The organism is Afipia sp. OHSU_II-C1, from assembly GCF_000497575.1.
GTDB lineage: Bacteria > Pseudomonadota > Alphaproteobacteria > Rhizobiales > Xanthobacteraceae > Afipia.
The window spans coordinates 249,430-265,056 of the sequence record NZ_APJI01000023.1 but is presented as its reverse complement, the minus strand read 5'-3'; the positions used below and the strand labels follow the sequence as shown (position 1 = coordinate 265,056).

Annotated in this window: 12 protein-coding genes and 2 pseudogenes; 1 reads left to right on the top strand and 13 read right to left on the bottom strand. The window is 64.2% G+C overall.

Annotation, left to right across the window (positions count from 1 at the left end):
- Window positions 1–219: 219 nt before the first annotated feature.
- Together I554_RS0123335 and I554_RS0123330 are read right to left on the bottom strand one after the other, a co-directional pair.
- A complete protein-coding gene (locus I554_RS0123335) occupies window positions 220–624 on the bottom strand; it encodes a single-stranded DNA-binding protein (protein ID WP_024574137.1) in 405 nt (134 codons plus the stop codon).
- Window positions 625–1,313: 689 nt separating this feature from the next.
- Window positions 1,314–1,730 (bottom strand): hypothetical protein, encoded by a 417-nt coding sequence (locus I554_RS0123330; RefSeq protein WP_024574138.1) that lies wholly within the window; start codon window positions 1,728–1,730, stop codon window positions 1,314–1,316.
- 241 nt (window positions 1,731–1,971) lie between these two features.
- Here I554_RS0123330 and I554_RS25825 point away from each other — a divergent pair.
- A pseudogene (locus tag I554_RS25825) lies at window positions 1,972–2,529 on the top strand (flavin reductase family protein).
- A gap of 8 nt (window positions 2,530–2,537) precedes the next feature.
- On the opposite strand, the gene I554_RS0123320 reads toward I554_RS25825, so the two are convergent.
- The 11 genes and pseudogenes from I554_RS0123320 to I554_RS25815 all read right to left on the bottom strand — a co-directional run bounded on the left by I554_RS0123320 (window position 2,538) and on the right by I554_RS25815 (window position 15,624).
- Window positions 2,538–3,473: a DUF2493 domain-containing protein gene (locus I554_RS0123320; protein WP_024574139.1), complete on the bottom strand. Its 936-nt coding sequence runs from the start codon at window positions 3,471–3,473 to the stop codon at window positions 2,538–2,540.
- Between the two features lie 334 nt (window positions 3,474–3,807).
- Window positions 3,808–4,848: a toprim domain-containing protein gene (locus tag I554_RS0123315; RefSeq protein ID WP_024574140.1), complete on the bottom strand. Its 1,041-nt coding sequence runs from the start codon at window positions 4,846–4,848 to the stop codon at window positions 3,808–3,810.
- Window positions 4,848–9,200 carry a strawberry notch-like NTP hydrolase domain-containing protein gene (locus I554_RS0123310; protein ID WP_024574141.1) on the bottom strand — a complete coding sequence of 1,451 codons (4,353 nt, stop codon included), beginning with the start codon at window positions 9,198–9,200 and terminating at the stop codon, window positions 4,848–4,850. The genes I554_RS0123315 and I554_RS0123310 overlap by 1 nt, the downstream gene beginning before the upstream one ends.
- A 158-nt stretch (window positions 9,201–9,358) precedes the next feature.
- Window positions 9,359–9,781 carry an antirestriction protein gene (locus I554_RS0123305; protein WP_024574142.1) on the bottom strand — a complete coding sequence of 141 codons (423 nt, stop codon included), beginning with the start codon at window positions 9,779–9,781 and terminating at the stop codon, window positions 9,359–9,361.
- Window positions 9,782–9,872: 91 nt separating this feature from the next.
- A complete protein-coding gene (locus I554_RS25820; RefSeq protein WP_343205813.1) occupies window positions 9,873–10,142 on the bottom strand; it encodes a hypothetical protein in 270 nt (89 codons plus the stop codon).
- Window positions 10,143–10,151: 9 nt separating this feature from the next.
- Complete coding sequence (locus tag I554_RS0123295; RefSeq protein ID WP_009337840.1) at window positions 10,152–10,421, bottom strand: DUF6117 family protein; 270 nt, start codon at window positions 10,419–10,421, stop codon at window positions 10,152–10,154.
- 71 nt (window positions 10,422–10,492) lie between these two features.
- Entirely contained in the window at window positions 10,493–10,969 is a 477-nt protein-coding gene (locus I554_RS0123290) for a hypothetical protein (protein ID WP_024574143.1), read from the bottom strand.
- A 101-nt stretch (window positions 10,970–11,070) separates the two neighbouring features.
- Window positions 11,071–13,221, bottom strand: coding sequence for a ParB/Srx family N-terminal domain-containing protein (locus I554_RS0123285; RefSeq protein ID WP_024574144.1), 2,151 nt, complete (start codon window positions 13,219–13,221; stop codon window positions 11,071–11,073).
- Between the two features lie 149 nt (window positions 13,222–13,370).
- A complete protein-coding gene (locus tag I554_RS0123280; protein WP_024574145.1) occupies window positions 13,371–14,333 on the bottom strand; it encodes a zincin-like metallopeptidase domain-containing protein in 963 nt (320 codons plus the stop codon).
- 105 nt (window positions 14,334–14,438) lie between these two features.
- Window positions 14,439–14,765: a carboxymuconolactone decarboxylase family protein gene (locus I554_RS0123275; RefSeq protein ID WP_009337834.1), complete on the bottom strand. Its 327-nt coding sequence runs from the start codon at window positions 14,763–14,765 to the stop codon at window positions 14,439–14,441.
- Between the two features lie 92 nt (window positions 14,766–14,857).
- Window positions 14,858–15,624 (bottom strand): annotated as a pseudogene (locus I554_RS25815) (SDR family oxidoreductase).
- Between the last annotated feature and the right edge of the window lie 3 nt (window positions 15,625–15,627).

Here is a 15,627-nt window from a genome sequence, read left to right as displayed (position 1 = left end):
ATCAGCGATTTACTTGGGGAATGTGGGCTGCATTGGAGATCTGGCGTGCTGTCGACCGCCAGACCTGATGCAATCAGGCGGCGCGATTTGTACTCGTCACGGAAACTGTGCGCGGGCACCGTCGTCGCAGCGCGAACGTCGAGTTGGGTTGCGGCCACGATCCGTTGCGAACAGGAGAAGACCCGGCGGCATATGCCGCCGGGCCTTCTTTCGCCCGGCCTAGAAGGGGATGTCGTCGTCCTGATCGGACTGCCTGTCGCCCTCGCTTTCGGTCTGCTTCGCCCGGCTCAGGAAGTCGACCGTTTCGGCGATGATCTCGCAGCCGTAGCGCTCAACGCCCTGCTGGTCGGTCCACTTCGTGTAGTGGATGCGGCCGCGCACCAGAACCTTCATGCCCTTCTGGCAATGCTCCTGGACCGTCTTGCCGAGGCCGTTGAAGCAAGTGATCCGGTGCCATTCGGTGTCCTGGACCCGATAGCCGTCCTTATCCCGAACAACCTTGCCTTCCGAGTAGCGGGGCCGCGAGGTGGCCAGCGTGAAGTGGGTGATACGCGTCCCGCTCTGGGTGGTGCGGGATTCGGGGTCCTGGCCGATGTTGCCAGCGAGAATGACGATGTTCTGCATTTTAAGTCTCCGTTGCTCCTCGGAGGGACCATTCCCTCCGACGAGACCCGGAAAAGACCGTCGGGAGACGCCAGCACTGACGCCTCGGCGGCAGCTCGACCCCTAAGGCCCGGAGTGGCGCGGGCAGGCGCTTTAGCGCCAACACGGTCCGGAGCCGCGGGGGTTGCGGCCGGAAACCGAACGGTCTTAGGGGATCAATCAGTCGGGGGGATTGGCGCCTCTGAGAGCCGGATTACGGAGACGCCCGGCGGAATCATCGTTCGAGCCGACAGCAGCATCGCCTCAGAATCAACACCGCGTCGCCTTGCCGGCTCGCTCGTCACCCCATTCACGGCCACCGCTCACGTCGCCAGACGGAAGGCCATTCGGGAAAAGGCAAAAACGCTATCGGACTCCAGGTGAATGGTCGCGATTGCGGTTCACTGGGAGGCGGCGTGATCCGCCGGCATTGCCGCAAGTGCAAATGAAGTTGATGCGGCCTGCGTTCACGAGAATGAATGCAGCAGGGCAACGACCGTTACGGCCGTGAAAGATTCATGCCCCATGACCGATTTCCGGAGCCGGGCGCAGCTGATCGAAATTGCGGCGGTGAGGACTGTCTCGACCTGACATTCATATTCTGAGCGGGACGCCCAGAGTTCGGCGGTAAAAGCTGCGGGGTTTCCCGAAAGCGGAAGATCGCGAGTGCTTCAGCGCGACAAGACGCTTTCACCAAGTGCGTTGAGACTGACGATTGCGGCGCCGCCGATGAACAGACCGGCGGCTCCACAAAGGAGGTTGAGCGCGATGGCCGAGTCGATGGCGTGCTTCGCGACACTATGCACGAGCGCATAGCCGGCGATCGCGGCGGGCACAGCGAAGACGGCGAGAGCGACCAGGCGCAGAAGCGGATTCTTCGCGAAGCCGAGAACGGCGATGACGAGCGCGACGGACAGCAACGCAGCGGCAATGGCGGCGAAGCCCGACATCATCACGCCGGCTCCAGCGTCCCAGGTGTATTGAGCCGCCGTCAGTCCGGCCCAGAAAGGAAGCGCGTAGATCGCGAGATTATAGGCGACGACGCAGAATGCGATCGTCAAAAAAACGGCGAGCAGGATCAGCGTCATGGAAGCCTCCACATGAACGGTTGAGAGTTCACGACAGGCTGCCTGTGGATGCGCTCCGCCTGCGACTATACTGCTTTGCCGGTTCTGCGTGGGTCGTGCATTTTTCCTCGGACATACCGATGTCGTCAAGTAACGTTCGGAGGTCGATCGTCTGCATCGTGGTGGTTCATTTGCCGCTATCGTACTTCGATCATCAACCAGCAAACGAGCATTGATATGTTGCGCAATAGGAGGCGACGTCATGACGCGGAAAGTCCGCAAGGATGATTTCCCGGTCAGCCAGGTGCGCCGCTATCTCGAACCCGGCCCGATCGTCCTTGTGTCATCGCAATGGCAAGGCAGGACGAATATCATGACGCTCGGCTGGCTACGATTCTGGAGTTCTCGCCGTCGCTCGTCGGCCTGATGATTTCGGGCGGCAATCACAGCTTCGATATGATCAAAAGCAGCGGCGAATGCGTGATCAACCTGCCGACAACGGCGTTGACCGACACAGTGGTAGGGATCGGCAATACGTCTGGAGCAGAGATCAACAAGTTTGCGGAGTTCGGTTTGACGGCAGGCCCACGATGTCGAGGCGCCGCTGATCGATGAGTGCCATGCGAACTTCGAGTGCCGCTTGCACGACGACGTGTTGGTCGATCGCTATAATTTTTTCATCTTCGAAGTGGTGAAGGCGCATGTGGCGGCTTCACCGAAGCATCCCGAGACGCTGCACTACACCGGCGATGGTGTGTTCATGGTATCCGGCAAGATCATCAGCCGGCGCTCGCTGTTCAGGCCCGAGATGCTGGGTTGAGGCGGCGCTTATGCGCCGCCGTTGAACTTCATGACCGGAATGCCGAGCTTGCGGGCCTTGTCCGCAAGGTTCTCCTGAATCCCGGTGCCGGGGAAGACGAGGACGCCGACGGGCAGGACGTCCAGCATGGCATCGTTACGCTTGAAGGGCGCCGCCTTGCCGTGTTTCGTCCAGTCAGGCCGGAAGGCGACCTGCGGCACCTTGCGCCTGTGTGCCCAACGGGAGGCGATCAGTTCGGCTCCTTTCGGCGTGCCGCCGTGCATCAGCACCATGTCGAGGTGCTTGGCATGGACCTGATCGAGCTTCGCCCAGATCAGGCGGTGGTCGTTGAAGTCGGCGCCGCCGGTCACGGCAACCTTCGGGCCAGCAGGCAGCAACACCTCGGTCTCGATCCGGCGCTTCGCCGCAAGAAAGTCGCGGCTGTCGATCATCGCGGCGGTGAGATTGCGATGGTTGACGATCGAGCCGGTGCGCGGCCGCCACGCGGTGCCGGTATGGTGCTCGAAGGCCTCAGTGGCGACGTCGCGGAATAGTTCCATGCTGTTGCGCCGTTCGATAAGGGTCTGACCTTCTGCCGTGAGGCGCTCCAGTTCGACCGACTTCACCTCGCTGCCATCCTGTTCGTTCTGGAGGCGGCGCTGCCCCTGTTCGTTGTCGTCTAGTTCGCGCTCCACCCGGCCCGTGGCGCGGTGGAAGAGATTGACGGTCCCCCAGAGCAATTCTTCGAGGTCGGGTTCAAGGCGGGTATCGCCGAGCGTCGCGATGAGGGCGTCGAAGATATCTGCGACAGCGGCGGCGACGGCATTGCCCTCGGGCAGCGGCCTCGGATCGGGTTCGTCCTGAAATGGGCGCCAGCCGTAGAGCTGGAGTTCGGTGAGAACATGATCGGTGGGAGACGAAGCGTGGACCGGCTCAAAACCTGCATTATCGTCTTCGTTCGTCATCGGGAGCGTCCTTTGTCTGGAGACCGCGCCCATCGCGGCCTTCGCAGGCGTCGAAAGCCCACGGGCGGGACGGCCTGGCAGCCCTCGCCATCTCGCGAGGGCCTTGATGGCCAAGCCCGGCTATTTTGTTTCGCGCTGCAAAGGCGGGGCTCGTCCCCGCCGGCGGAAAATAGCCGGAGCGCCGCCATTGCCCCGCCGGCTCGTTTGTGGGCCGATCGCCCTCTCAGAAGGCCGTGGGTGCGGGACTCTCCGACAAGAGAAGGCTGCTCGCGGTGATGAAGGGAGACGGCAGTTCGAGAAGACGCCCAGCCGCGCCTTGTCTCCCGCCGATCCCTCAACCCTCCATGAACCGGCTGACGTCTTCGGGACGAAGCTGCTCCTTCAAGGCCGCCCGAAGGGCGTCGACGCCGCGCCAGCGCAGATCCTCGTTGAAGTCCTCGCACACCGGCGACACCGAAATCGCCTCGATGCCGACGTTCATTGCTCTGGCGACCAGGCTGTCTCGCGCGCCGTCTCCGGCCGGGTCGCGATCTCTGAAGACATAGAGCCTGCGCACCGTCAGCGGGAACAAGATGGCGGCGAGGTGAGCGGCCGAGAGCGCCGCCAACATCGGCATGTGGGGCAGAACCATGCGGGGTGATAGCACGGTCTCGATGCCTTCGCCGGCCGCGAGCACCTCACCGGCGACGCCGAAGCGGACGCCGCGCCCGAGAAGGTCGCCCATCGCCCGGCGCGGTGTATCGACAGGCGCCTTGCCCGAACCGTCCGGGGCGAGCCAGGTGCGGTGCGCGCCGGTCTGCCGGCCCTCGAGATCGGTGACGGCGGCGACCATCGCCGGCCAGATCTCGGTGGGCGAATGCTCGTCGGGCTTGTAGTAGCACCTCGGATGGTAGCGCAGCGCGGTAACGCCGACGAGCGACGTGATCGCCCGCCCGTTGAGGTAGGTCGCCGCGAGCGTGCCGCCGATCGGCTGCGCCATGGCGAAGAGACGCCGCGACGCTTCAGGTGAACCCGACAGCGCCGGACTTGCGGTCCGGTTCGTCGGCGCGCTCTGCGGCTCGGGATGCGGGAGCGCGAGGAAACGGCGCGCTTCCTCGGCCACATCCTTGAAGTCGACGAGGCCGAGCGTTTCGCGGATGACGTCGAGAAGATCGCCATGCTCGCCGGTTGCTCCGTCGGTCCATTTGCCCGCGGCGCCCTTGCCGGATTCCGGCCCTGCAAGGCGCACGAACATCGAGCGGCCGGGCGTGTTCTTCGCATCGCCGACGATCCAATATCGTCCGGCGCGATGGCCGGACGATAAATATTGTTTGCAGACGGCCTCGGCATGTCGGCCGAGACGAGACGCCAGTTCGGAGGCATCGTGACGCGCCATCACGCTGTCTCCTGCTCGCCGATGCGCGCGACCGGCCAGCGATCAAGCAGCTTGCCGAGCACCGTCGGAGCGTTGGCGTCGGTCGGCACGAACATACGCAGCTTCCACGAGATGATCTCATGGTAGAGGCCGTAGGCGGTGAGGCGTTCGCGCATCGTGTCGTCAAAGCCCGACAACTCGATGCGGTTCGCGCCCATGACGCGGGCGCGTCGAAGCTGGAGGCCCTCGGCAAGATCGAGGATCGTCCGGCCGTCCATCAGAGCCGTGAAGGCATCGTCCGGCGTGAGTGAGGTCGAGCGGGTTGTCGTCGCGGTGGCGGCCCAGGCCGGCGAGACCTTGCGGCCGATGATGCGCTCGCCCGCATCGGTCTGGAGGCGATAGACGCGCGTGGACTCGTGCGGCAGCCGTTTCCAGATGGGAAGGAGAAGCCCCGTGACCATGTGCAGCTTGGTCTCGGAGAACGGTGGCACCTCGGAGATTTCAGCGATCCACGCGGCGGCGAACGCATTGCGGTCGGTCTCGATCCAATGCGTCTCGCGCATCTGCCGGATCGGCAGATTGTGGGCTTCCATCGGCCGGATCAGCCGGACGCGGCGCTCGATCTCGCCGTCATCGAGCATGACGCTGCTCGCAGGGATCTGCACCGCGGCGCGGCCGGAGCGCTCGTTGATCAGCAGGGCCGCACGCGGGTCGCGGAGTTCGGCAAGGGCGTCATCGAGCGTCAGCGGCCGATTGCGCTTGCGCTCATTGATCGTCAGCAGGCTTGTTTCCGCGCCTGTACGCGGATGCGTGTAGATCGTCTGTCGATCGGTGATGACGAAGCTCTCGGCGCGCAGCGTCTCCAGCCCGGCATCATAGGTGCCCGACGCGATCGCACCCTCGATCCTGGCGGCAAGAAGCTGCTCGAAGGCCGTGAACAGCACGCCCTGAAGCTCGATGGTGAGCGCGAGCAGCCGGTTCAAAAATGTCGTGATCGGCGGCAGCTCGTCCTTGATGCCGTTCGAGTCCATCAGCTTCAAGCCGGTGGCGGTCTCGAAGCGCTGGAGCGAGCATCCCTCGACCTTGCCGCGGACCAACAGGAAATAAAGCTGGCGCAGCGCGTCGCGCGCATAATGCGATTCCAGATTGTCCTCGGGCCGGAACAACCCCTGTCCGCCCGTCTGGCGCTGGCCGCGCGTGATGGCCCCCAGCGTGTCGAGGCGACGCGCGATGGTCGATAAGAACCGCTTCTCGGCCTTCACATTGGTCGAGATCGGGCGGAATAGCGGCGGCTGCGCTTGATTGGTGCGGTGGGTGCGGCCGAGACCCTGGATGGCGGTATCCGCCTTCCAGCCGGCCTCGAGAAGATAATGGACGCGCAGCCGCGTGTTCTTCGCGGACTTTTCCGCGTGATAGCTGCGGCCGGTGCCGCCGGCATCCGAGAAGATGAGCCCGCGCTTCAGATCGTCCATGAAGGCTTGCGTCTCCGCGAGATTGGCGGACGCCGCGCGATTCTCGACCACGAGCCGGTCGACGGTGGCGCTGCGCTTGCGCACGATGCGGCGCGAACGGCCCGTCACCTCGGCGACAACATCGGCGCCGAAGTGCTGGATGATCTGGTCGAGCGCGCCGGGCACCGGCGGCAGGCTGGCGAGCTTGGCGATCAATTCATCGCGGCGCGCGACAGCTTCGTGGCTCTCGACCGGATGGCCGTCACGATAGACCGGCCGCGACGACAGGTTTCCCGAACTGTCGGTGAAGCGTTCGTAGAGCTGCACCGGGAAGGAATGGGCAAGGTAGTCGAGGACGTATTCGCGAGGCGTAATGTCCACGCGCACGTCATTCCATTCCTCGGTCGGCAGTTCGGCCAGCCGCCGTTCCATGAGTGCCTCGCCGGTCGAGACGATCTGGATCACGGCCGAATGACGCTCTTCGAGATCGCGCGTGATCGAACGGATCAGGGTCGGCGTTTTCATGCTGGTGAGCAGATGGCCGAAGAAGCGCTGCTTGGCCGACTCGAAAGCCGAACGGGCGGCGGACTTCGCCTGCCGGTTCAGCGTGCTCGATCCGCCTTCGCCGGCGCCGGTGATGTTGGCGGCCTGCATTGCGGCGTCCAGATTGTTGTGGATGATGGCGAACGCGCCCGCATAGGCATCGTAGATGCGGATTTGTTCGGGCGTCAGTTCGTGCTCGACAAGCTCGTATTCGACGCCGGCGAACGAGAGCGAGCGGGCGGTATAAAGGCCGAGCGCGCGCAGGTCGCGGGCCAGCACCTCCATCGCCGCGACGCCGCCCGCCTCAATCGCCTCGACGAACTCGGCGCGCGTGACGAACGGAAAATCCTCGCCACCCCACAGGCCGAGTCGCTGGGCGTAGACAAGATTGTGGACGGTGGTGGCGCCGGTTGCCGAGACATAGACAACGCGCGCGTTCGGAAGCGCGTGCTGGAGGCGCAGGCCAGCACGGCCCTGCTGCGAGGCGGCGACGTCGCCGCGCTCGCCCTTGCCTCCGGCGGCGTTCTGCATGGCGTGCGCCTCGTCGAAAATGATCACTCCGTCGAAATCGGAGCCCAACCATTCGACGATCTGCCTGACCCTGGAAACCCTCTCTCCGCGATCGTCGGACCTGAGCGTAGCGTAGGTTAGAAATAGGATGCCTTCGCTGAGCGTGATCGGCTTGCCTTGCGGGAATCGCGACAGCGGCGTGACCAGCAAACGCTCCATGCCGAGTGCGCTCCAATCGCGCTGCGCGTCCTCCAGCAGCTTGTCGGACTTCGAAATCCAGACCGCCTTGCGGCGACCTTGCATCCAGTTGTCGAGAATGATCGCGGCGGACTCGCGACCCTTGCCGACGCCGGTGCCATCGCCGATCATGAAGCCCTGACGGAAGAGGACGCCGCTCTTGGCGTCGTCGGACGCGGCGGTCAGGACGTCGAACGTGGCGTCAACCGTCCACGCGCCGGCGAGATAGTTGGAATGCGCTTCGCCGGCATAGATGACGGTCTCTAACTGAGCGTCGGAAAGCAGCTCGCGGATCTTCTCCGGCAAGCGCGGCCGGTAGCTCGGCTTCGGCGGCGCTATGCTCGCCATGGCGGCCGACTGGACGAGCTGGGTCGGATGCGCCTGAGATCCGGCAATGTGGATTGCCTGAAGTCCGTATTCCTCATAGATGGAATCGGAGATGTGGCCGCCCTCGGCTGCCTGCCAATCGACGGTTTCGTATTCGAGCGGAATGCCGTCCGGCTCAGCCAGCGCGGCGGCTGGAGCAGCCTTCGCCGCCCGGTTCAGATAGCCGCGCACGGTGTGGGCGACGGCTGGCGCCGCGACCGGCACGGCGACGGACGGATCGACGTGCAGCCGGCCGGGCAGATGCGAGGCCAGCCAGCCGAGCAGCGTGGCGACGTCCGGCGCGATGCCCGGCGCGGCCGGAAACGCGGTCGGATCGTCGGCGGGCATCTTGTCGATGACGGTCAGCCGCGTGGCGATGGTCGTGCCGTGCTTGGCATAGACCGAGCCGTCGATGGCGGCCGAGAACACGACGCGGCCGCGTTCCTGCAGCCGGGCATAGGCCGAGGACCAGGCCGACGCATCGGGCGCGAAGTTCGCGCCGGTGATGGCGACGAGACGGCCGCCGGGAGCGAGACGCGCCAACGCCGAGGCAACATGGCGAAAGGCGGCGTCGGCCATGCGGCCTTCGACATTCGCCATGACCGAGAACGGCGGGTTCATCAGCACCACGGTCGGGACCACGGCCGGATCGAGATGGTCGTCGATCTGAGCCGCGTCGAAGCGCGTGACGGATAGGGCCGGAAAGAGGGAAGAGAGAAGCGAGGCGCGCGTCTCGGCCAGCTCGTTGAGCACGAGCGAGCTGCCGGCGATCTCGGCCAGGATGGCGAGGAGTCCGGTGCCGGCCGAGGGCTCCAGCACGCGGTCGGCCGGCGTGATCGCGGCGGCCGTCATCGCTGCAAGACCCAGCGGAATCGGCGTCGAGAACTGCTGGAAGGTCTGCGCTTCCTGCGAGCGGCGCGTGTGCGTCGGCATCAGGCCGGCGATCTTGACGAACTGCGGCAGGATCGCCGTCGGGTTGCCGACTTTACGGAAAAGCGGCTTTCCGTATTTGCGCAGAAAGAGGACGGTTGCGGCTTCGCAGGCGTCATAGGCCGTCTTCCAGTCCCATGCGCCGGCGGAGTCGGAAGCGCCGAAGGCAGCTTCCATCTTGCCGCGCAGGGTGGCGGCGTCGATGCGCTGACCGCGTTCGAGATGTGGAAGGAGGAGCTGCGCCGCGGCGAAGATCAAAGGCGCGCTGTCGGAATCGCTGACGAGCAGAAGCTGTGCGGCAGCGGGCAATGCCACCGATGCGGAAGTCATGGTCATGATGCGAACCTCGGGAGAGCGGGACGGGAGTGAGCCGCGCAGCGCTCTCTCTCGACCGCACTGGCTCACATCTGTCCCCGCCACGCTCTCGCTCTCAGATCATGGCGGTCGCCAACATGAAAAAAGCGCCCCACCGAAAGGCGGAGCGCTCGTGAAATTCAATCGATGGCCTGGAAGATCTCCGATGCCTCGGGATGTCCGTCGCACCAGGCATGCAAGCGATGGTAGCCTTCCACCAGATGGTCGGACTCAAATTGGAAGGAGAGATGTGAGAAGGTGAAGAGCGTGGCGATGATGCCTGCGGCCTCCGCCGAGACCTCGCCGCGAAATTCGGTGATGTCGCTTTCGATCCGAAAACGCGAGGTTGATTTCGGCGCCAGAAACAATGGCTGGCCATCGCATTCGTAGAAATTCCAGAAGCAGCCGCCATAGTCTCGGGGGCTAAGACGATCCATGAATGTATAGACGGTATTTTCAGCGACGATCAGATGGCGAAGGCCGAATATCGTCGGCAAGAACATCTCGCGGCGGTTGTCCGGAACAAGCGTCGCGACATGGGTACTGGCGTCTTGCGTCGTCATGGGGCTGATCTCCCGAGAGCGGAAGAGGACGAGTCTGGATAGCGCTCTCTCTTCTTCTGTTCGGGCCCATCCCCCGACAACCCTCTCCCTCTCAGTTCGACCAAAGCTCGTTTGCGATCTCGCGTGCGATCATGGCCCGCGCCTTCATCATCAGGTGGTCACCGCGCGTTTCAGGATGATCGATGAACCGCGCGGCAGGGCCGTTCTCGATCCAGTCGGCGTAGGAACACCAGCTCCGGTCGGTCAGTGTCGGACGCCCAATGCGGTTTCGGCTCGACGACGCCGCCGCCGCCGCGCATCTCTTCCCACGGAAGCGAGCGCTCCGAGGGAGGATTGCGGCGATCATCAGCGAAAATTTCATCGATGGTCATCATGCTGCACCGCTGTCTTCGGACTTCTCGATGAAGCTGGCCGGATTGTCGGGATCTGGCGGCAGGTAAGCGTCGTAGGGATTGCAATCCGCAACGAGATGGCCGAACGGCGCGAACACGTAATCGTCTCCGTCGCGTTCGACAGCGCACAGGACGTAGCGCGGCTCGCGCGTCACGACGTCGAGGCACTCCAGGAGTGCTAGGTTGCCGTCATCAGCCGCGCGCAGCATGGTGTTGAAATTCGTGCGAACGGGATCGGGAATAGCCATGGGGTTCTCCTGAAACAAAATGGCCCGCTGTCGAAGGGACAGCGGGCCAGGTGGGTGGGGAAATGCGGTGGTCAGGCGGCGGCGCGGCCCTCGACGACATCGGCGCCGACCTCGTCGGCCGTGATCTCCTCAAGGCGAGCATGGTGATAACCGGCCTTGGCCAGCCACAGTTCGGCAGCTTCGCGGTTGTCGGCGAGATACAGCAACTCTTCATCGTCGCCGATCCGGTTCAACACACGGACCATGCCGATCTTCGGACGTTCGGCTATCTCGAAGCTGAGATCGCTGTCGACCGAATGGGTGCGTATGACGGTGACGAGGATCACCGAGCCGGATTCGAAATTGCCCTCGTGCAGGGTGATCGAGGCCGGCGCGATATAGGTGGCGCGATCGCGCGGCGGCTGTTTGCGCACGAGCCGACCGACACCGTTGCGGCTTTGCCAGGCCGCGAGCTTCTTGGTGAAACGCGCTGGCGGCTTCGGCTTGTGATCCGTGTAGCGGATCAGGGCGCCGATGGGCGCGATATCGTAGATATTGTGTGCGGACATGACGTCAGCCTCCTGAAATGAAAATGGCCCGGCGGGATGTCGGGCCTTGGGATGGAAGGGAAGAAAAGCGGGGCGACCGGGAGCCGCCCCGCTGGTGCGCGTCACTCGGCGGCGGCGAGAACCGTCGGATCGTCGATAGCGTCGGTTGCAGCTTCCTCGTCGCCGCCGGCGAGGAACTCCGGCAGTGCGACGTCGCCGCCATCTTGCCCCGCCGAGGTTTCAACAGCCGGCGCCTCGGCGATGAGGCGCAACGGCTCCGGCAGCCAGCCGGTGTCGGCCAAGAGACGTTCGGCCTCCCGCGCCATATCGTCCTTCTTCAGGTGGTCGATCAGGCGCACCTTCTCCTCACCAAGCGCCTCATGGATCGCTTCGAGGATGCGGGGCTTGGTGACGCGGCCGAGGTAGTTCGCGACGGTCGGCCGGAAACCGGCATCCGACATGTCGAGGCCGGTGACGCGAGCAAGGCGGTCGGCTTCCGCCATGCGGGTCCGCAGGCCGTGCTCGGAAATCCCGGTCGCGCTCATCGGATTTGGACGCTCATAGAGCGCGTTGATCCCGAAGGAAACGCAATGGGCGAGAAGCGCCATGCGGCTGGCATCGTCGAGCACGTCGAGCCAGTCCCACAGCGCGTCATCGTCGGCCGGCAGATCGGCTTTCCAGCCCGCATGCCGTTCGCTGACCGATTTCGCGTAGGCGCTGTCCTTGAGGTCAATTCCCTGCTCACGGAAATACACCTCACGCATCGACACCTGGACAGCCGAACCGCTCGTGGAGCGCTTGAAGGTGTCACGGACCAGCCGGTGCAGCAGCGCCGTCATGGCGATGTGCGGATGAGAGCCGACAGCATCGCTCAGCGCGACGGTGCGATGCGCCGTCAGTTCGGCAACCAACCGCTCGGGAAGAGGCTTGATGATCTCTTCTTCCTCTTCGGGCTCGGCCGGCTGTCCGCCGATGGTGACGACGGTGCGCTTGCCATCCGGCGCGAGCGTGTCGTCGGCGACGTCGTTATCCTGTGGGGCATTGCCGTCGACGGTCTCGGGCTGTTCGTCCTCGGGACGGACCCAGCCGCGATCGACGACAAGGGCGCCGTCCTCGTCGACAGTGACGAAGGCACCGGCGATGGCGATCTCGGCGGAGTTATAGATAGCAGGACGGCGTTCGAAGACGTCGAGCTGCTTCTCGATCTCGCCGAGCCGGTGGTCGATGTCGTCCGGCAACTCGTCGTACTCGGCATATTCAGTCTCGAGACGCTCCTGCTCCTCGCGCAACTTCTCGCGCTGCCGCTGCTCCTTCTTGGTCAGTGGCGCGAAGGTGCCGGTGATTGCGCGCAACCCGTGATCATGGCCATAGGGAAGTTCGAGGTCGGCGTTGACCCACTTCCAGCCTTCGGCCGCGACCTCGTCGGCGGTGACCTTCAGTTTCTCGGCGACAAGGCGATCGAGAAGCGCCACATCTTCCAGCCAGCCGTTCTCGTCATCATCGAAGAGGTAGCTCGGAAGCACCTGGCCACCTGCCGCCATATAGGCATCGATACCGACGAACAGCGCGCGTTTGTCGGATGCGGCAACGGTGGTTTCGGTCAGCATGCTCCGGATACGCGAGGGCTCGCGATAGTAAGACTGCTTGACAGCCTCCCATACTTGCTCCTGACGGGCATGATCCGGATGCGCGGTGAACGCCTCCAGCATCGCCAAGGTCATGGCATCCTGGGCATACACGTCGTGCAGCTTTGGCGAGACCTTGGCGAGCGCGAGGCGCTGATCGACATAACGCTGGCTGGTGAAGTAGGCGCTGGCGACTTCCTCGGTGCTCATCCCGCCGTCGACCATGCACTGGAACGCCTTGAACTGATCGAGCGGATGCAGCGCGAGCCGGAATGTGTTTTCTGCCAGCGAGTCGTCGGTCGCCGAGGTCTTGGCGTCGGCCTTCTTGACGATGCAGGGGACAAGGCCATCGGCGGGGAAGCGACCGGCTTCGACCAGGCGTGCGATCGACCTGTAGCGGCGTCCGCCAGCCGGAGTCTCGAAATCGCCAGTCTCATTGCCGTCGGCATCAAGAACCACGCGAACATTGAGGCCCTGTATGAGATCCTCGCGGCGGTCGATGTCACGGGCGAGGTCGTCCACGCCGGCCTCGACGCCGGTTTGGCGAACGTTGGCCTCCGACAACCTGATGCGGTTGAACGGAATGTCGCGTGCTCGCGAGAAGACGATGATTGCGGGTGCGCGTTTTTTCTTGGCAGCTTTTGCCATGGTGGGTTACTCCGTGACGGGCAGCCGGGAGCCTCTCTCTCGACCTATCAACCCGTCAGCGAAAACCCATCCCCTCTCTTCCTCTAAGCCGCGGAACGCGCGCGTTAGGTTGGCGCCGTGCGATCATTGCGTATCGGTGGAGAGGAGGATCATGCCGCGTTCCTGTCCATCGAGGATTCGGCAGCGACCGCAACGGAATTGTCTTCCGGCAGGAAGGACAAGATCCAGTCGGCCGCCTTGCTGGCCTGGCTGGCGGCGCGGACGACGGCGCGGGAATCCTCGCGCAGGGTTTCGAGCCAGGAGCCAATGTAATCCGCGTGGCGCACCGTCGGCACGGTGCCGAGCGAGGCGCAGGCGAAAGCGCTCGACATCTCGGCAACCAATTCCTCGAAGGCATATTTCCTCGTGCCGAAGGAGCCGGAGAGATCGCGATTCAGCCGGCTGTGATGGCCGCTGGCGTGCCCGATCTCATGCAGTGCCGTGCGATGCCAGTTGATCGGTTCGAAATAGGCTTGCGGCGGAGGAACCTGCACATAGTCGTGCGCCGGGATATAGAAGGCGCGGTTGCCGCCGATGCGGAAGTCGATGCCCGTTGCTTTGATGAGCGCTTCGACCTTCGGCTCGATCAAGCCTTGCGGCGTCGGCGGCGCAGCGACGGCGATTTCGTCGGGCAGGCCCTCGCATTGCGCCGCGTTGAAGACGGTGAAGCGCTTCAGGAAGGGGATCGATTGCGCTTCCTCGCCGGTTTCGCGAGCGCGCTGCTTCTCGCCCTCGGGCACGAAGCGATCGGCATAGACGACAGTGGTGCCGCGCTCGCCCTTGCGGACATTGCCGCCAAGAGAAAGGGCTTGGCGGAAGGTGAGCCAGCCCTGGCCGGGAAAGCCGTGCTCGATGACGGCGCCCCAGAGGATCAGAATGTTGATACCGCTGTAGGTGCGACAAGTCCCGGCATTCTTCGGGAAGCCGAGCGGGGCTTTTGCCGTGGACGAGCCCCATGGCTGAACCCAGGGGAAGCGGCCGGCCTCCAGCTCGGCGATGACCTTGGCGGTGATTTCGTCGTAAAGGTTCGCCCGGTTCGCGCCGGCGCGTGGGGTGCGATCATGTCTGGACATCGCGGTTCTCCGCGACAGGCGCCGGAGACCTGTTCTCCAGCCCTCAACCCGTCACGGCAAACCCGGCCTGCACTCTCACTCTAACCGGGACGACGTGGTCGGTATTCAGAGGCCAGCTTCCTCAAACACCTTCTTGAGGATAGGCAGCGCCGTCATCGCGGGTGGCCATCCGGCGTAGAATGCGATCTGCGTGACAGCCTCGATAATCTCTTCCTTGGTCACGCCATTCTCGAGCGCCTTCTTGATGTGAAACGGCATCTCGTTGATCCGGTACATCGCGATCAGGCAGGTGATCGTCACCAGGCTGCGGTCACGCGGCTTCAGCGAGGGGTTTTCCCAGACGTCGCCAAACAGCACCTTGTCGGTGATCTCGGCAAGGTGTGGCGCGATGTCGCCAAAGGACTTGCGCGCGTTGGTCGGTTCAGTAGGCATCGTCTTTACTCCTACGGTTAGGGGCCATGGCATGACGGCCGCCACGGTCATCGAGATCGCGGATCGGCGCGTGAAGAGTGGCGCAAACGCCATCAGTGCGCGGTGAAACCGCCATCGACCGGCAGCGCGGCGCCGATCACGAAACTGGCCGCCGGGCTGCACAGCCAGAGCACGGCCGCGGCGATTTCCTCGGAACGTCCGAGGCGACCGATCGGCTGCTGCTTCATGATCTCGGCCATCGCATCCGATTGACCCTCCAGCATCGCCTGCACCATCGGCGTGTCGATCGTGCCGGACAGATCGCATTGATGCGGATGCCGCGCGGCGCATATTCGACGCCCGCGCTTTTGGTCATCCCGATCACGGCATGTTTGGTCCCGTGATAGGCGGCGCGTCCGGGCAATCCGACCAAGCCCCCGAGCGACGAGCAATTGACGATCGCCCCCGAGCCCTGCGATCGCATCACTCTGAGTTCATGCTTCATGCAGGCCCACACGCCGCGCTGGTTGACGGCGGTGACGCGCTCGAAATTCGCCAGCGGCTCGTCCGCTGCGTCGGACGGGGGCACCTGGATGCCGGCATTGTTGAACGCCATGTCGAGCCGGCCATATTCGGCGACCGCCAGGTCGATCATAGCCGCCACCTGCGTTTCATCGGCGACGTCGCAGGCCGTGCCGATCGCGGCGCCGCCCGCGGCGACGATCCGCTTCACTTCCTGCGCGGCGAGATCGCCATCGATGTCGGCCAGCACCACGGATGCGCCATTCTCGGCGAAGGCGCGCGCGGTCGCGAGCCCCATGCCCTTGGCCGCGCCGGTGACCAGCGCGACCTGATCCTTGAAAACATAGACCGGGTTCATGAG